Consider the following 15,959-nt stretch of genomic DNA (forward strand, 5'->3'; position numbering starts at 1 on the left):
ATTCGCAGTCAGTCCTGATGGCAGCACGCGGTTGCTGACGGAAGGTGACAGGGTCCTCGACGGGGAACAAGTCCAGACGGGAGCAACTGGTGCGATTACCTTATCGCTGGCAAACGGCAAACAGTTAGATCTGGGCCGTGACAGCCACTGGGACAGCGCAGGGCATGTGGCCACCGACGCCACAGCGGCCCAGCAGCAGGACGTTGCAGCTATTCAGCAGGCCATTGCCGACGGGCAGGACCCGACGCAAACCCTGGAGGCGCCGGCCGCAGGTCCTCAGCCCGGTGATTCTGGGGGTGAGCCAGGCGGCAGCGGCGGAGGGTCGCATACCCACGTCGTGCTCGATTTAACCGCTGAGATTGTCGACCCTAATGCAGGTTACCCGACGATCGGCCTTGATTTTCCTGATGATGAGCCCCCGGAAGAATTAACGCTGCTCGATACTGACGATTCGGATGCTGATGCGGATTCTGACGCGGATGCGGACGCTGATGCGGATTCCGATGCGGACGCAGACGCCGACGCGGATGCGGACGCCGACGCTGATGCAGATGCTGATTCCGATGCAGATGCAGATGCTGATTCGGATGCAGATGCGGACGCCGACGCTGATGCGGATTCGGATTCGGATGCAGATGCGGATGCAGATGCAGATGCAGACTCTGACGCCGACGCCGACGCCGACGCTGATTCCGATGCCGATGCCGATGCGGACGCTGATGCAGATGCCGACGCTGATGCAGATGCAGATGCCGACGCTGATGCTGATGCTGATGCTGATGCTGATGCTGATGCTGATGCAGATGCCGACGCGGATGCGGATGCCGATGCGGATGCGGATGCGGATGCCGACGCAGATTCCGATTCTGACGCTGACGCTGATGCGGATTCTGATGCGGACGCCGATGCCGACTCTGACGCGGATGCTGACGCAGATGCCGATTCTGACGCTGATGCAGATGCAGATGCAGATGCGGATGCGGATGCAGACTCTGACGCCGACGCTGATTCCGATGCTGATGCTGATGCTGATGCTGATGCTGATTCTGATGCCGATGCCGATGCGGACGCCGACGCCGATGCCGATGCGGACGCGGATTCGGATGCAGATGCCGATGCTGATGCTGATGCGGACTCCGATGCGGATTCTGATGCGGACGCCGATGCGGATGCAGATTCCGATTCTGACGCTGATGCGGATGCGGATGCCGATGCCGACGCCGACGCAGATGCCGATGCCGATGCCGATTCCGATTCTGATGCTGATGCTGATGCTGATGCTGATGCTGATGCTGATGCTGATGCGGACGCCGATGCCGATGCGGACGCCGATGCGGACGCCGACGCCGACGCAGATGCCGATGCTGATGCAGATGCGGATGCTGATGCGGACTCCGATGCGGATTCTGACGCTGACGCTGACGCGGATTCTGACGCGGATGCGGATTCTGATGCCGATGCCGACGCAGATGCCGATTCTGACGCTGATGCGGATGCAGATTCTGACGCCGACGCCGACGCGGATGCAGATGCCGATGCCGATGCTGATGCGGATGCAGATGCTGATGCTGATGCGGATTCCGATTCTGACGCTGATGCGGATGCGGATGCTGATGCCGACGCTGATGCTGATGCGGATTCTGATGCTGATGCGGATGCGGACGCCGATTCTGATGCGGATGCCGACGCTGATGCAGATGCAGATGCAGATTCTGACGCTGATGCAGATGCCGATGCCGACGCGGATGCAGACGCTGATGCCGATGCCGATGCGGATTCTGACGCTGACGCAGATGCCGATGCTGATGCGGACGCTGACGCAGATGCCGACGCGGATGCGGATGCGGATGCAGATTCCGACGCGGATGCGGACGCCGATGCCGACGCAGACTCTGACGCGGATGCAGATGCAGACGCGGATTCTGATGCGGATGCCGATGCGGACGCTGATGCAGACGCAGATGCAGATGCAGATTCTGACGCCGATGCTGACGCTGATGCAGATGCAGACGCGGATTCTGATGCGGATGCCGACGCAGACGCGGATTCTGATGCGGATGCCGACGCAGATGCAGATTCTGACGCCGATGCTGACGCTGATGCAGATTCTGATGCGGATGCCGATGCGGACGCTGATGCAGACGCAGATGCGGACGCCGATGCAGATTCTGACGCAGATGCAGATGCAGATGCGGATGCAGATTCTGACGCCGACGCCGACGCTGATGCAGACGCAGATGCCGATGCGGATGCAGATGCAGATGCAGATTCCGATGCAGATGCCGACGCGGATGCCGATGCCGATTCTGATGCGGATGCCGATGCGGACGCTGATGCCGATGCGGACGCTGATGCCGACGCCGACGCGGATTCGGATGCAGATGCCGATGCGGACTCCGATGCGGATTCTGATGCGGACGCCGATGCGGATGCAGATTCCGATTCTGACGCTGACGCCGACGCCGATGCAGATGCGGATGCAGATTCCGATTCTGATGCTGATGCTGATGCTGATGCTGATGCTGATGCTGATGCGGATGCGGATGCAGACGCCGATGCCGATGCCGATGCGGATTCCGATGCGGACGCCGATGCAGACGCTGACGCCGATGCAGACGCTGACGCCGATTCCGATGCCGATGCCGACGCAGACTCTGACGCGGATGCAGATGCAGATGCAGATGCCGATGCGGACGCTGATGCCGACGCGGACGCCGACGCGGATGCCGATGCGGATGCGGACGCCGATGCGGACGCTGACGCAGATGCCGACGCCGACGCGGATGCTGATGCCGATGCCGACGCGGATGCCGATGCGGACGCAGACGCCGATGCAGATGCAGACGCGGATGCCGACGCGGATGCTGACGCCGACGCAGATGCAGATGCAGACGCAGATGCCGATGCCGATGCCGATGCCGATGCCGATGCCGATGCCGATGCCGATGCCGATGCCGACGCGGATGCGGATGCGGACGCTGATGCCGATGCTGATTCTGACGCCGACGCCGATGCTGATGCGGACGCTGATGCCGATGCGGACGCTGACGCAGATGCCGATGCCGATGCGGACGCCGATGCGGACGCCGACGCGGATTCGGATGCCGATGCCGATGCGGACGCTGATGCCGATTCGGATGCGGACGCCGATGCGGATGCCGACGCTGATGCCGATGCTGATTCTGACGCCGACGCCGATGCCGATGCTGATGCAGATGCGGATGCGGATGCCGATTCTGACGCTGATGCGGACGCTGATGCGGACGCTGATGCGGATGCGGACGCTGATGCCGACGCGGATGCCGATGCGGACGCTGACGCAGATGCCGATGCGGATGCTGATGCTGATGCGGATTCTGATGCCGATTCCGATGCGGACGCAGACGCCGACGCGGATGCTGATGCGGACGCAGATTCTGACGCCGATGCGGACGCAGACTCTGACGCGGATGCTGACGCTGATGCGGATGCAGACGCTGACGCTGACGCTGATGCCGATGCCGATTCTGATGCCGACGCCGATGCTGATGCCGATGCGGATGCGGATGCGGATGCGGATGCGGATGCAGATTCCGATTCTGACGCTGACGCGGATGCGGATGCCGACGCTGATGCCGATGCTGATTCTGACGCCGACGCCGACGCCGACGCCGATGCCGATGCCGATGCCGATGCCGATGCCGATGCGGATGCGGATGCGGACTCTGATGCTGATGCTGATGCCGATGCGGATGCGGATGCGGACTCTGATGCCGATGCCGATGCCGATGCGGATGCGGACTCTGATGCTGATGCGGATTCCGATGCCGACGCAGATGCAGACTCTGACGCGGATGCCGATGCCGATGCGGACGCTGACGCGGATGCCGATGCTGATGCGGACGCCGACGCGGATGCCGATGCTGATGCGGACGCCGACGCGGATGCCGACGCAGACTCTGACGCGGATGCAGACGCCGATGCGGATGCAGACTCTGACGCTGATGCGGATGCCGATGCAGACGCTGATGCCGATGCGGACGCGGACGCAGACGCCGACGCGGATGCGGACGCTGACGCAGATGCCGACGCAGACTCTGACGCGGATGCAGATGCAGATGCAGATGCAGATTCTGACGCCGATGCTGACGCTGATGCGGATTCCGATGCGGATGCGGACGCCGATGCCGATTCGGATGCGGACGCTGATGCAGATGCAGATTCTGACGCTGATGCGGATGCTGATGCAGACGCTGATGCTGATGCGGACGCCGACGCCGATGCGGATGCAGATTCCGATTCTGACGCTGACGCGGATGCGGATGCGGATGCCGATTCTGACGCTGATGCGGATGCGGATGCGGACGCCGACGCCGATGCAGATTCTGACGCTGACGCTGATGCGGATGCAGATTCTGACGCTGATGCGGATGCGGATGCGGATGCCGATGCCGATGCGGACGCCGATGCGGATGCAGATGCTGATGCTGATGCCGATGCCGACGCTGACGCGGATGCCGATGCAGATGCTGATGCAGATGCAGATGCTGATGCAGATGCAGATTCTGACGCTGACGCTGACGCTGACGCTGACGCCGACGCCGATGCAGATTCCGACGCCGATGCGGATGCGGATGCGGATGCCGACGCGGACGCCGATGCAGACGCAGATGCCGATTCTGACGCTGATGCCGATGCGGACTCCGATGCGGATGCTGATGCAGATGCAGATTCCGATGCAGATGCCGATGCGGACTCCGATGCGGATGCTGATGCAGATGCAGATTCCGATGCAGATGCCGATGCGGACTCCGATGCCGATGCGGACGCCGATGCCGATGCTGATGCCGATGCCGATGCTGATGCCGATGCCGATGCGGACGCCGACGCCGACGCGGATGCAGATGCAGATGCAGATGCCGATTCCGATGCGGACGCCGACGCGGATGCGGATGCGGACGCTGATGCCGATGCTGATTCTGACGCCGACGCCGACGCCGATGCTGATGCGGACGCTGATGCCGATGCGGACGCTGACGCAGATGCCGATGCCGATGCGGACGCCGATGCGGACGCCGACGCGGATTCGGATGCCGATGCCGATGCGGACGCTGATGCCGATTCGGATGCCGACGCTGATGCCGATGCTGATTCTGACGCCGACGCCGATGCTGATGCTGATGCAGATGCGGATGCGGATGCGGATGCCGATTCTGACGCTGATGCGGACGCTGATGCGGACGCTGATGCCGATGCGGATGCGGACGCTGATGCCGACGCGGATGCCGATGCGGACGCTGACGCAGATGCCGATGCGGATGCTGATGCTGATGCTGATGCGGATTCTGATGCCGATTCCGATGCGGACGCAGACGCCGACGCGGATGCTGATGCGGACGCAGATTCTGACGCCGATGCGGACGCAGACTCTGACGCGGATGCTGACGCTGATGCGGATGCAGACGCTGACGCTGACGCTGACGCTGATGCCGATGCCGATTCTGATGCCGACGCCGATGCGGATGCGGATGCGGATGCGGATGCAGATTCCGATTCTGACGCTGACGCGGATGCCGATGCAGATGCTGATGCAGATGCAGATGCAGATTCTGACGCTGACGCTGACGCTGACGCTGACGCTGACGCCGACGCCGATGCAGATTCCGACGCCGATGCGGATGCGGATGCGGATGCGGATGCCGACGCGGACGCCGATGCAGACGCAGATGCCGATTCTGACGCTGATGCCGATGCGGACTCCGATGCGGATGCTGATGCAGATGCAGATTCCGATGCAGATGCCGATGCGGACTCCGATGCGGATGCTGATGCAGATGCAGATTCCGATGCAGATGCCGATGCGGACTCCGATGCCGATGCGGACGTCGATGCCGATGCTGATGCCGATGCCGACGCCGATGCTGATGCTGATGCAGATGCGGATGCGGATGCGGATGCCGATTCTGACGCTGATGCGGACGCTGATGCGGACGCTGATGCCGATGCGGATGCGGACGCTGATGCCGACGCGGATGCCGATGCGGACGCAGACGCCGACGCGGATGCTGATGCGGACGCAGATTCTGACGCCGATGCGGACGCAGACTCTGACGCGGATGCTGACGCTGATGCGGATGCGGATGCCGACGCTGATGCCGATGCTGATTCTGACGCCGACGCCGATGCCGATGCCGATGCGGACTCTGATGCTGATGCTGATGCTGATGCTGATGCCGATGCGGATGCGGATGCGGACTCTGATGCCGATGCCGATGCCGATGCGGATGCGGACTCTGATGCTGATGCGGATTCCGATGCCGACGCAGATGCAGACTCTGACGCGGATGCCGATGCCGATGCGGACGCTGACGCGGATGCCGATGCTGATGCGGACGCCGACGCGGATGCCGATGCTGATGCGGACGCCGACGCCGACGCGGATGCCGACGCAGACTCTGACGCGGATGCAGACGCCGATGCGGATGCAGACTCTGACGCTGATGCGGATGCCGATGCAGACGCTGATGCCGATGCGGACGCGGACGCAGACGCCGACGCGGATGCGGACGCTGACGCAGATGCCGACGCAGACTCTGACGCGGATGCAGATGCAGATGCAGATGCAGATTCTGACGCCGATGCTGACGCTGATGCGGATGCTGATGCTGATGCTGATGCAGATGCGGATGCGGATGCAGATTCCGATTCTGACGCTGACGCTGATGCGGATTCCGATGCGGATGCGGACGCCGATGCCGATTCGGATGCGGACGCTGATGCAGATGCAGATTCTGACGCTGATGCGGATGCGGATGCGGATGCGGATGCCGATTCTGACGCTGATGCGGATGCGGACGCCGACGCCGATGCAGATTCTGACGCTGACGCTGATGCGGATGCAGATTCTGACGCTGATGCGGATGCGGATGCGGATGCCGATGCCGATGCGGACGCCGATGCGGATGCGGATGCAGATGCTGATGCTGATGCCGATGCCGACGCTGACGCGGATGCCGATGCAGATGCTGATGCAGATGCAGATGCAGATTCTGACGCTGACGCTGACGCTGACGCTGACGCCGACGCCGATGCAGATTCCGACGCCGATGCGGATGCGGATGCGGATGCGGATGCCGACGCGGACGCCGATGCAGACGCAGATGCCGATTCTGACGCTGATGCCGATGCGGACTCCGATGCGGATGCTGATGCAGATGCAGATTCCGATGCAGATGCCGATGCGGACTCCGATGCGGATGCTGATGCAGATGCAGATTCCGATGCAGATGCCGATGCGGACTCCGATGCCGATGCGGACGCCGATGCCGATGCTGATGCCGATGCCGATGCTGATGCCGATGCCGATGCGGACGCCGACGCCGACGCGGATTCGGATGCAGATGCAGATGCCGATGCCGATGCTGATGCTGATGCTGATGCTGATGCTGATGCTGATGCTGATGCTGACGCTGACGCTGACGCGGATGCTGATGCTGATGCTGATGCAGATTCTGACGCTGACGCTGATGCGGATGCAGATTCTGACGCGGATTCTGATGCGGACGCCGACGCCGATGCGGATGCAGATTCCGATTCTGATGCTGATGCAGATGCAGATGCGGATGCGGATGCTGATGCGGACGCAGATTCTGACGCCGATGCGGACGCAGACTCTGACGCGGATGCAGACGCTGATGCCGATGCCGATGCCGATGCCGATGCCGATTCTGACGCCGACGCCGACGCCGACGCAGATGCCGATGCCGATGCTGATTCTGACGCGGATGCCGATGCAGACTCTGACGCCGATGCCGATGCCGATGCCGATGCCGATGCGGATTCTGATGCGGACGCCGACGCCGACGCCGATGCTGATGCCGATGCTGATGCAGACGCGGATACTGATGCCGATGCCGATGCCGATGCGGATTCTGATGCGGACGCCGACGCCGATGCGGATGCGGATGCAGATACGGACGCCGACGCAGATGTGGATGCGGATGCTGATGCAGACGCAGACGCTGACGCCGATGCCGACGCAGATGCAGATGCAGATTCCGACATCAAACTGACCGTTACCGTCACGCCAGGCAGTAAAACGACCGAGACGTCAGATGACAAGATCATCCACATTAACGGCGGCAGCGGCGATCCGAACGGTTACGATATTCAGAACGGCGTGATCGTGGCGATCGGCAGTAATGTGCACGTCTGGCTGACCCCGGATAGCCCGGACGGCAAGGTGCAGGGCGACTTCGTGCCGAAGGCTGACAGCGCGGATCAGATCCACTACTACAACAGCCAGGGTAACGCCAACGCCAATAACGGTGATAAGACCCATACCGATATCTTTGTGGTCGGTGACCATACGGGTGGCTACTACCAGCAGAGCGACTGGCCGCAGGATCGCTATGACTTCCGGCCGCTCAACGGCATTACCGGCAACCAGGGCTTACCGCAGAGCAGCGTAGGTAAGGACTATATCTTTGTTCAGGGTAATGAGGCTGACTACACCGTCACCGGGGTCGATCATCCACAGAACGGCAAAAACAACGACATAGATAACCTGCATGTGGTTGATAATGAGACCGGGAAGTCGCCGTTCCAGAACGCCAACGGCATTGAGGGCGTTATTTTTGGTGACGGGCCATCCTCTTCGCACGGGGGCAGTACCACCGTTACCACAACGGCTACCCTGAACCTCGACGTGAATCTCGAAAGCTCAGACAGCACCGACCACCTGAAGAGCATCACGCTGGAAGGCATTCCTGAAGGTGCGACCTTTACGGGTAACCACACCAGCGTCACTTACGATGCGGACAGCAAGGTCTACATCCTGACTTTTGATAACGATACCTCGCACTATACTGGCCAGGTCAGCGTCGAACTTCCGGCCGGTAGCAGCGATTTTGGTAAGGTCACGCTGGAAGTGGACTCTACCGCTGTCGAACAGCACGAAACCGAATTCACGGTTGACGGCAAAGAGGGCGGAACCTTCGTCAGCGAAAGCCACGGTGGGGAAGAGCATGCCGATGACGCTGTTGACGACGATCGTTCTCTGATGGCCAGCCACAGCGTTGAGGAGAGTCATTCCGATCATAACGGTGAGGAGAGCGATAAGCAGACGCACACCAGCAGCCTGGATGCTGACGATCGCGCCGCCTCGTTAATCGATGACGACAATCTGATGCTCAACACCACGAACGCAGAGCACAGCGAGACGCCGACGGCATCGGCCGATCATGCCAGTGATGCGTTGTTGGGCGATGCGCAGAGCGAGTCCCTCGCCACGCTGCAAAGCGCCAGCCCGGGTCAGGAGGAACAGCTGAACTTCAGCGATCTCATCCACGACGAGGAGCATAACGATCTCAGCAATCTGATTCAGGCCGGTCCGCAGAGCGATGCGGCAGAGGGACCGGCGGAGGTCGAACATGTTCCCGCTGAAGGCGGTGAGATAGCCGGAGCGGACGGTTACGATGCCGGTAACGACGCGATGCTGGATAATCTGATCGCGAAACCGGAAGAGCACGTCTGATCCGCCGCCGCGCAGGGTGCAGTTGGGCTCTGCGCGGCAACAAAAATGAGATGAATTCAGGTCAGACGAGGGATCCCGTCCGATCATAAACTCGCAGGATGCATTTTTTCCCTCGGTCTAATGGGATTTTCTCTGGTGGGTATTGACCAACAATCAAGGGATATGAAGGAAAAACAGCAAGATGAAACAGTATAGTCAGATTGTGATGGGTGCGGCGCTGGTGTTGAGCGCCACGCAGAGCCAGGCCACTACCCTGGAGCAGGCCGTAAAAGATAGCCTGTTATGGCACCCGGAAGTTAACGCGTCGGTCAACAGCCGCTATTCCGCAGATCAGGATCTCCGCGCCGCCAAAGGCGGTTATCTGCCGACGCTGGATCTCACGGCCGGTACCGGCTGGGAGCAAACCGATAACGCCAGCACCCGTGCGGCAGGGGATCATCTGCGTGATTTGCGCCGCAGCGAGTCCGCCATCAACCTGCGACAGAACGTATTCAATGGATTTGCGACCACCAGCGAAGTGGGCCGCCAGAAAGCGACGGTCAACTCGCGTGCCTGGACGGTGCTGAATACCAGCGAATCTACCGCCCTGCAGGCGATCCAGAGCTATCTCGATGTCCTGATGCGCCAGCAGATGGTGGCGCTGGCAGAAGATAACCTGAAGAATCACGAGCGGGTGTTCGATCAGATCCGCCTGCGTACCGAGCAGGGCGTGGGCCGTCAGGCAGACTTCGATCAAGCGGAAGCACGCCTGGCGCAGGCGCGCAACAACCTGCTGACCGAGCAAACTAACCTCGAAGACTCCCGGGCCAACTACCAGAGCATTACCGGCAAAGAGCCTGATACGCTGGTGATGCCCACTAAAATCGTGGTTCCTGCCTCGCTGGACGCCGCGCGTTCGGTGATGCTGGAAAATAACCCGCTGCTGAAGCAGGCCGATGCCGATGTGGAAGCGACCCGCCAGCAGTACGAGGCGGCAAAATCGCGCTTCTACCCGGATGTGAACGTTGAAGTCGGACGTACCATGGATAACAACATCGATGGCACCCGCGGGCACAGCCAGGAGTGGCAGGCGATGCTGCGTATGCGCTACAACCTGTACAACGGCGGCAGCGACCAGGCCACGCTCACCTCTTACGCCTACAAAATGAAAGAGGCGCAGGATGTGAAAAATAACGCCCAGCGTCAGCTGAACGAAGAGCTGCGTCTGGCCTGGAACGCCCTGAAAAACGCCAGGCAACAGGTGCCTATCGCCAAAGACTATGCCGATCGCAGCGTGAAGGTGCGGAGCGCCTATCAGGAGCAGTTCAGCCTGGGCGACCGTACCTTGCTCGATATGCTGGACAGCGAAAACGAAGTGTTCAGCGCCCAGCGCCGTTACGTCGAGCTGCAGTTTGTGGACATGTTTACCACCTACCGCATCAACGCCCGAACCGGCGAACTGCTTAAGAGCCTGAATATTCAGGCGCCGTCGGCAGCGCAACCGCTCGATCAGGCACAGCGTTCACAGACGGAGCTGCCTGAATTAAAATAAGCCGCCCTTAAAGGCTGACGGGGTTATTGCCGACACAACGACCGGTAATAACCCTCTTTTTTTTACCTGCGGCAGACGTCTGCAGAACACTGAGGCAGAGAATGACGCCTGACATTGACTCCCCCGATCGCATCGAGATGACCCCGCAGGCGCAGGGCAGACAGGATCCGCGGCAAAGCCATGACGATCCGCTGCTGGATGCGCTGATGATCGTCTGTAAACTGCATAACATTGCCACCAGCCGCAACGTCCTGACCACCGGTCTGCCGCTGGAAGCCCACACCCTGACGATTGAGAGCTTTCCGCGCGCCGCCGGGCGGGCAGGGCTCAAGGCGCGGGTGGTGCAACGTCCGCTGGAAAACATCACCGCGATGTCACTGCCCGCCGTTCTGCTGCTGAAAAACAATCAGACCGCGGTGTTGATTGGCTGGGATCAACAGCAGCGCGCGCGTCTGCTGCCCAGTGAAACGGAAGGCGGTGAGATTACCGTCTCGCCCGAGACGCTGGCGGAGAACTACAGTGGCCGGGTGATTTTCATCTCCCCGGAACATGAGTTTGATGCGCAACCGACGGCCACGCTGCCGCGCACCAAAGCCTGGTTCCAGGACACGCTCAAACTGTCGAAATTCCTCTACCTGGATGCGGTGGTCGCCAGCTTCCTCGTTAACCTGGTGGCACTTGCCGCCCCGCTGTTCGTGATGAACGTCTATGATCGGGTGGTGCCCAACCAGGCCACCGCTACCCTGTGGGTGCTGGCGATCGGCATCAGCATCGCGTTTGTGTTCGACTTTGTGCTGAAGATCCTGCGGGGCATTTGCCTCGACCTGGCGGGTAAAAAGACCGACCTGGTGGTCTCCTCGGCGCTGTTCGAGCGGCTGCTGGGGATGAAGATGAAGCTCCGCCCGCAGCGGGTGGGGAGCTTCGCGCAGAACTTTCAGGAGTTCCAGTCGATCCGAGACTTCCTGTCATCGCTGACGCTGACCGCCTTTATCGACCTGCCGTTTACCCTGCTGATCCTGCTGGTTATAGGCATTATCGGGGGGCCGCTGGTCTTTATCCCGCTGCTCTGCTATCCGCTGGCGCTGCTGGTGAACTGGCTGATCCAGCGCCCGCTGATGTCGCGGGTCAAGAAAACCTATCAGCTCTCCAACGAACGCCAGGCGATGCTGGTGGAGACGCTCACTGGCCTGGATGCCATCAAGATCAACAACGCCCAGAGCGAGCGCCAGTATCAGTGGGAACACCTCACCGGTCAGCTCAGCAAGCTGGAGTTAAGGGTGAAGTCGCTCTCCTATGTGGCGGTGAACTTTACCGCCTGGCTGCAGCAGTTCAGCGGGGTGGCCATTATCGTGGCCGGGGTCTACATCATTATTGGCGGCAACCTGAGTATGGGTGGGCTGATTGCCTGCTACCTGCTGCACCGTCGCGCCATGATGCCCATCGGCCAGCTTTGTAGCCTGATCACTCGCTATCAGCGGGCAAGAATGACCAAAGGCACCATTGACCGGATGATGGGCCTCGAGCAGGAGGTGCAGGACAACGAGGTGCCGCTGAAGCGGGAAACCCTCTCCGGTGCCATTGAGCTGCGCGACGTCACCTTTATCTACCCGGGCAATCAGTATGCCTCGCTCAGCAATGTCTCGCTGACGATCCAGCCCGGCGAGAAGGTAGGGATCATCGGCCGCAGTGGGTCGGGCAAAAGCTCGCTGGCGAAACTGCTGGTCGGCTTTTATCAGCCGGACAGCGGCAACGTGCTGATCGACGGCATTGATGCCCGCCAGATAGACGTCCACGATCTACGCCATAACATCGGCTATGCCCCTCAGGATATCCACCTGTTCAGCGGTACCCTGCGGGAGAATCTGGTCTACGGCGCCAGCTACGTTGACGACGAGACCATGCTGCGGGTCGCCACCCTGACCGGGGTACATGAGTTCGCCCGTCGCCATCCGTCCGGTTACAACATGCAGGTGGGCGAGCGGGGGATGAGCCTCTCCGGCGGCCAGCGGCAGGCGGTGGCGCTGGCGCGCGCGCTGCTGCTCGATCCCCCGGTGCTGCTGATGGATGAACCTACCAGTTCGATGGATAACACCAGCGAAGATCTGATTAAAAAAGCGCTGATACCGGTCATCAGCAACAAAACGCTGCTGATGGTAACGCATCGTGCCTCGCTGCTGACGCTGGTGGATCGTCTGATTATCGTCGACAACGGCAAAATCATTGCCGACGGTCCGAAAGAGAGCGTTATGAGTGCGCTGAAGAAGGGACAAATTCATGCGAATCGTTGAGTCGCTTAGCCGTCTGATGAGCTGGCTGTCAGGAGATAAACAGCCGGCACCGTTCACCACCAATGAGGTGAACAAAGCCTTGCTGGATGATGCCCCGCGGGTGGTACGCGTGACGCTGTGGGCAATTCTCGTCTTCTTTATCGCTATGATCCTCTGGGCCTCGCTGGCCAGTATTGATGAAGTGACGCGTGGGGAAGGGCGGGCTATTCCCTCCTCCCGTTTGCAAAAAGTGCAGAACCTCGAAGGGGGGATCGTGGCCGAGGTCTTTGTGCATGAAGGCGAGGTGGTGAAAGCCGGTGCGCCGCTGCTGCGTCTGGATGATACCCAGTTTCGCTCCAACGCCGGGGAAACCGATGCCGATCGGCTGGCGCTGCAGGCGCGGATCCAGCGTCTGACCGCGCAGCTTAACGATGCCACCACCCTGACCCTGGCGCCGGAAATTGTTCAGCAGGCACCGGATATCGCCAGTGGCGAGATGGAGCTGTTCACCAGCGTTAACAAACGCATTCAGAGCGAGCTGGCCGGGCTTAACGAACAGCTGGTACAGAAGAAGCAGGAGCTGCTCGACTTCCAGGGCAAGGTCAGCCAGTACCGCCGTAGCCTGGGGTTGCAGCAGCAGGAGGTCAGCATGTCTGAACCGCTGGTGGCCAAAGGGGCAATCTCAAAAGTAGAAGTGCTCCGTCTGCGTCGTGGCGTGGTGGAAACCCAGGGGCAGCTGGACTCGGTGCTGCTTGCCATCCCCCGGGCGGAAGCGGCCATCAAGGAGATTGAGAGCAAGGTCAGCGAAACGCGGGGCCGTTACCGCAGCGAGGCGCTGGGGCAGCTCAACGAGGCGCGAACCGATCTCAGCAAAATAGAGGCTTCGGGTAAGGCGATTACCGACCGGGTGAATCGCACCCTGGTGACGTCTCCGGTGCGCGGCGTCGTCCAGCAGCTGCTGGTGAACACCATCGGCGGCGTGATCCAGCCGGGTAACGACCTGGTGGAGATTGTACCGCTGGACGACAAGCTGCTGGTGGAGGCCAAAATCCGTCCGCAGGACATCGCGTTTTTGCGTCCGGGTCAGGAGGCGACGGTGAAGTTCACCGCCTACGACTATACGATCTATGGCGGGCTGAAGGGCACGCTGGAGCAGATCAGCCCCGATACGGTGACCGACAAAGACGGGAAGAGTTTTTATATCATTCGTCTGCGCACCGACAAAAACCATCTCGGCACGGATGAGAAGCCGCTGCTGATTATTCCGGGGATGGTGGCCTCGGTGGATATCATTACCGGCAAGAAAACGGTGATGGCCTATCTGCTGAAACCGATCCTGCGGGCGAAAGCGGAGGCGTTCCGCGAGCGTTAAGAAGGGAGACAGACCACCTCTCCGGGAGGTGGTCTGTCAGGGTTACCACATCAAATCATCAGGCACGACAAAATCAGCATAGGGATCGTCTTCGTCCTTCGCTTCCTGAGTCAGCTCGCTGCTTAATACGATATAGCTCGCATCTCGCTGGGAAATTTTCTCGGCAACGATGGCGGGGATAATTGCATATTCGCTCTCACGGTCCGCTTCGGCAACCAGTCGCGCAATGGCGAGACGGCCATTGATCAGCTGCGCCTGGGTGGTCTTATCGACATAGATTTTTTTAATCAGATTATTGTCGGTGAAGTTAAAACCGATATCGCCTTTTGCCACTACGACCCGGTTCATCTCAATTAACTGCTTAATCTGCGCCTTATACTCTTTCGCAAGCGTGGCCTGCTTCTGCTGCTCGCTCAACTCTTTATCGCGTTCAAGTTGCGCCTGCTTGTTTACTTCCACCGCTTCGCGCGCCTCGCGGGCCTGCACGCGGGATTTTTTGGCGGTGCGCTGCACTTTCGCCATTTTTTTGCTGGAGACTAAGCCAGCTTTAAGCATCTGCTCTTGTAGTGTGAGTTTGGTCATGTTCGTTTCTGAAATCTGTCAAATGATTGGCAGATTATACCCTGGAGGACGGCACAGGGCACAGTATTCAGGACAGCTGCAACGCGGTGGCGTCGGTAACCTGCGCAAAACCAGCCTCAAGCAGCGCCAGAGTGACATCATGAATGGCCTTCGCGCTGAGCTGAGATTTTTCCAGCTCAAAGCTGAGCACCGCATCTTTTAGCACCGTCATCTTTAACCCAAGGTCGGCACCCATTCTGACGGTGGAGTTAACACAAAATCCTGCAACGGCACCGATAACGACCACCTCTGAAATATTTGCCTCCTGGAGATGAGCCAGTAATCCCGTTGAGCTGAACGCGGAGGAGGTGTGTTTGATAAATACCGGCTCGCCCGGGCGTTCCTCAAATGAGGCAAGGGGCTGGCTTGAGGGGGAACCGTGATGAAGAGGCGAACCTTGCTCAGGCGTCTGGTGTCGCACATGGATGACAGGTCGGCCAGAGGTTCTGAATTGTTCAATTACAGAGGTCATGTTTTCAATGCTGTTCTGAGGGAAGTAATCCACACCCTGTTGAATTCTTTCCGTTACAAAATTCTGCATATCGATAATCAGTAGTGCTTTTGACATGATACTTTCCTTAAACCGTGCCGTTGGCAGGGCTAATCGCCGTTGAAAGGCCTCACCGTAACCCTGAAGCCAATTAACATATCCGG

General features: G+C 60.0%; 7 protein-coding genes. 5 read left to right on the forward strand and 2 right to left on the reverse strand.

Going from position 1 to position 15,959, the window contains the following annotated elements; genetic code table 11:
* The first annotated feature begins 455 nt into the window (after positions 1 to 455).
* The 5 genes from LRS40_RS13665 to LRS40_RS13685 all read left to right on the forward strand — a co-directional run bounded on the left by LRS40_RS13665 (position 456) and on the right by LRS40_RS13685 (position 14,684).
* Entirely contained in the window at positions 456 to 8,051 is a 7,596-nt protein-coding gene (locus LRS40_RS13665) for a hypothetical protein (RefSeq protein WP_231311815.1), read from the forward strand.
* Positions 7,970 to 9,514, forward strand: a complete 1,545-nt coding sequence (locus LRS40_RS13670) for a hypothetical protein (RefSeq protein ID WP_231311816.1) — start codon at positions 7,970 to 7,972, stop codon at positions 9,512 to 9,514. Before LRS40_RS13665 ends, LRS40_RS13670 begins: the two co-directional genes overlap by 82 nt.
* A gap of 181 nt (positions 9,515 to 9,695) precedes the next feature.
* On the forward strand, positions 9,696 to 11,045 hold the full coding sequence (locus LRS40_RS13675; RefSeq protein WP_231311817.1) for a TolC family outer membrane protein: 1,350 nt from the start codon (positions 9,696 to 9,698) through the stop codon (positions 11,043 to 11,045).
* Between the two features lie 101 nt (positions 11,046 to 11,146).
* Positions 11,147 to 13,333: a type I secretion system permease/ATPase gene (locus LRS40_RS13680; RefSeq protein ID WP_142486610.1), complete on the forward strand. Its 2,187-nt coding sequence runs from the start codon at positions 11,147 to 11,149 to the stop codon at positions 13,331 to 13,333.
* Positions 13,320 to 14,684 (forward strand): HlyD family type I secretion periplasmic adaptor subunit, encoded by a 1,365-nt coding sequence (locus LRS40_RS13685; protein ID WP_142486609.1) that lies wholly within the window; start codon positions 13,320 to 13,322, stop codon positions 14,682 to 14,684. The genes LRS40_RS13680 and LRS40_RS13685 overlap by 14 nt, the downstream gene beginning before the upstream one ends.
* Positions 14,685 to 14,726: 42 nt before the next feature.
* Here the strand turns inward: LRS40_RS13685 and LRS40_RS13690 are convergent, their stop codons facing one another.
* Positions 14,727 to 15,266, reverse strand: coding sequence for a DUF2058 domain-containing protein (locus LRS40_RS13690; protein ID WP_231311818.1), 540 nt, complete (start codon positions 15,264 to 15,266; stop codon positions 14,727 to 14,729).
* A gap of 67 nt (positions 15,267 to 15,333) precedes the next feature.
* On the reverse strand, positions 15,334 to 15,873 hold the full coding sequence (locus LRS40_RS13695; protein ID WP_231311819.1) for an isochorismatase family protein: 540 nt from the start codon (positions 15,871 to 15,873) through the stop codon (positions 15,334 to 15,336).
* Positions 15,874 to 15,959 lie beyond the last annotated feature (86 nt).

The sequence above is a fragment of the Leclercia sp. G3L genome, assembly GCF_021117075.1.
In the GTDB taxonomy this organism is placed as follows: Bacteria; Pseudomonadota; Gammaproteobacteria; order Enterobacterales; family Enterobacteriaceae; genus Enterobacter; species Enterobacter adecarboxylatus_C.

Coding starts and splice junctions, on each gene's coding strand:
- LRS40_RS13675 (WP_231311817.1), top strand. CDS start 9,696: ATGAAACAGTATAGTCAGATTGTGATGGGTGCGGCGCTGGTGTTGAGC.
- LRS40_RS13665 (WP_231311815.1), top strand. CDS start 456: ATGCTGATGCGGATTCTGACGCGGATGCGGACGCTGATGCGGATTCCG.
- LRS40_RS13690 (WP_231311818.1), bottom strand. CDS start 15,266: ATGACCAAACTCACACTACAAGAGCAGATGCTTAAAGCTGGCTTAGTC.
- LRS40_RS13685 (WP_142486609.1), top strand. CDS start 13,320: ATGCGAATCGTTGAGTCGCTTAGCCGTCTGATGAGCTGGCTGTCAGGA.
- LRS40_RS13695 (WP_231311819.1), bottom strand. CDS start 15,873: ATGTCAAAAGCACTACTGATTATCGATATGCAGAATTTTGTAACGGAA.
- LRS40_RS13680 (WP_142486610.1), top strand. CDS start 11,147: ATGACGCCTGACATTGACTCCCCCGATCGCATCGAGATGACCCCGCAG.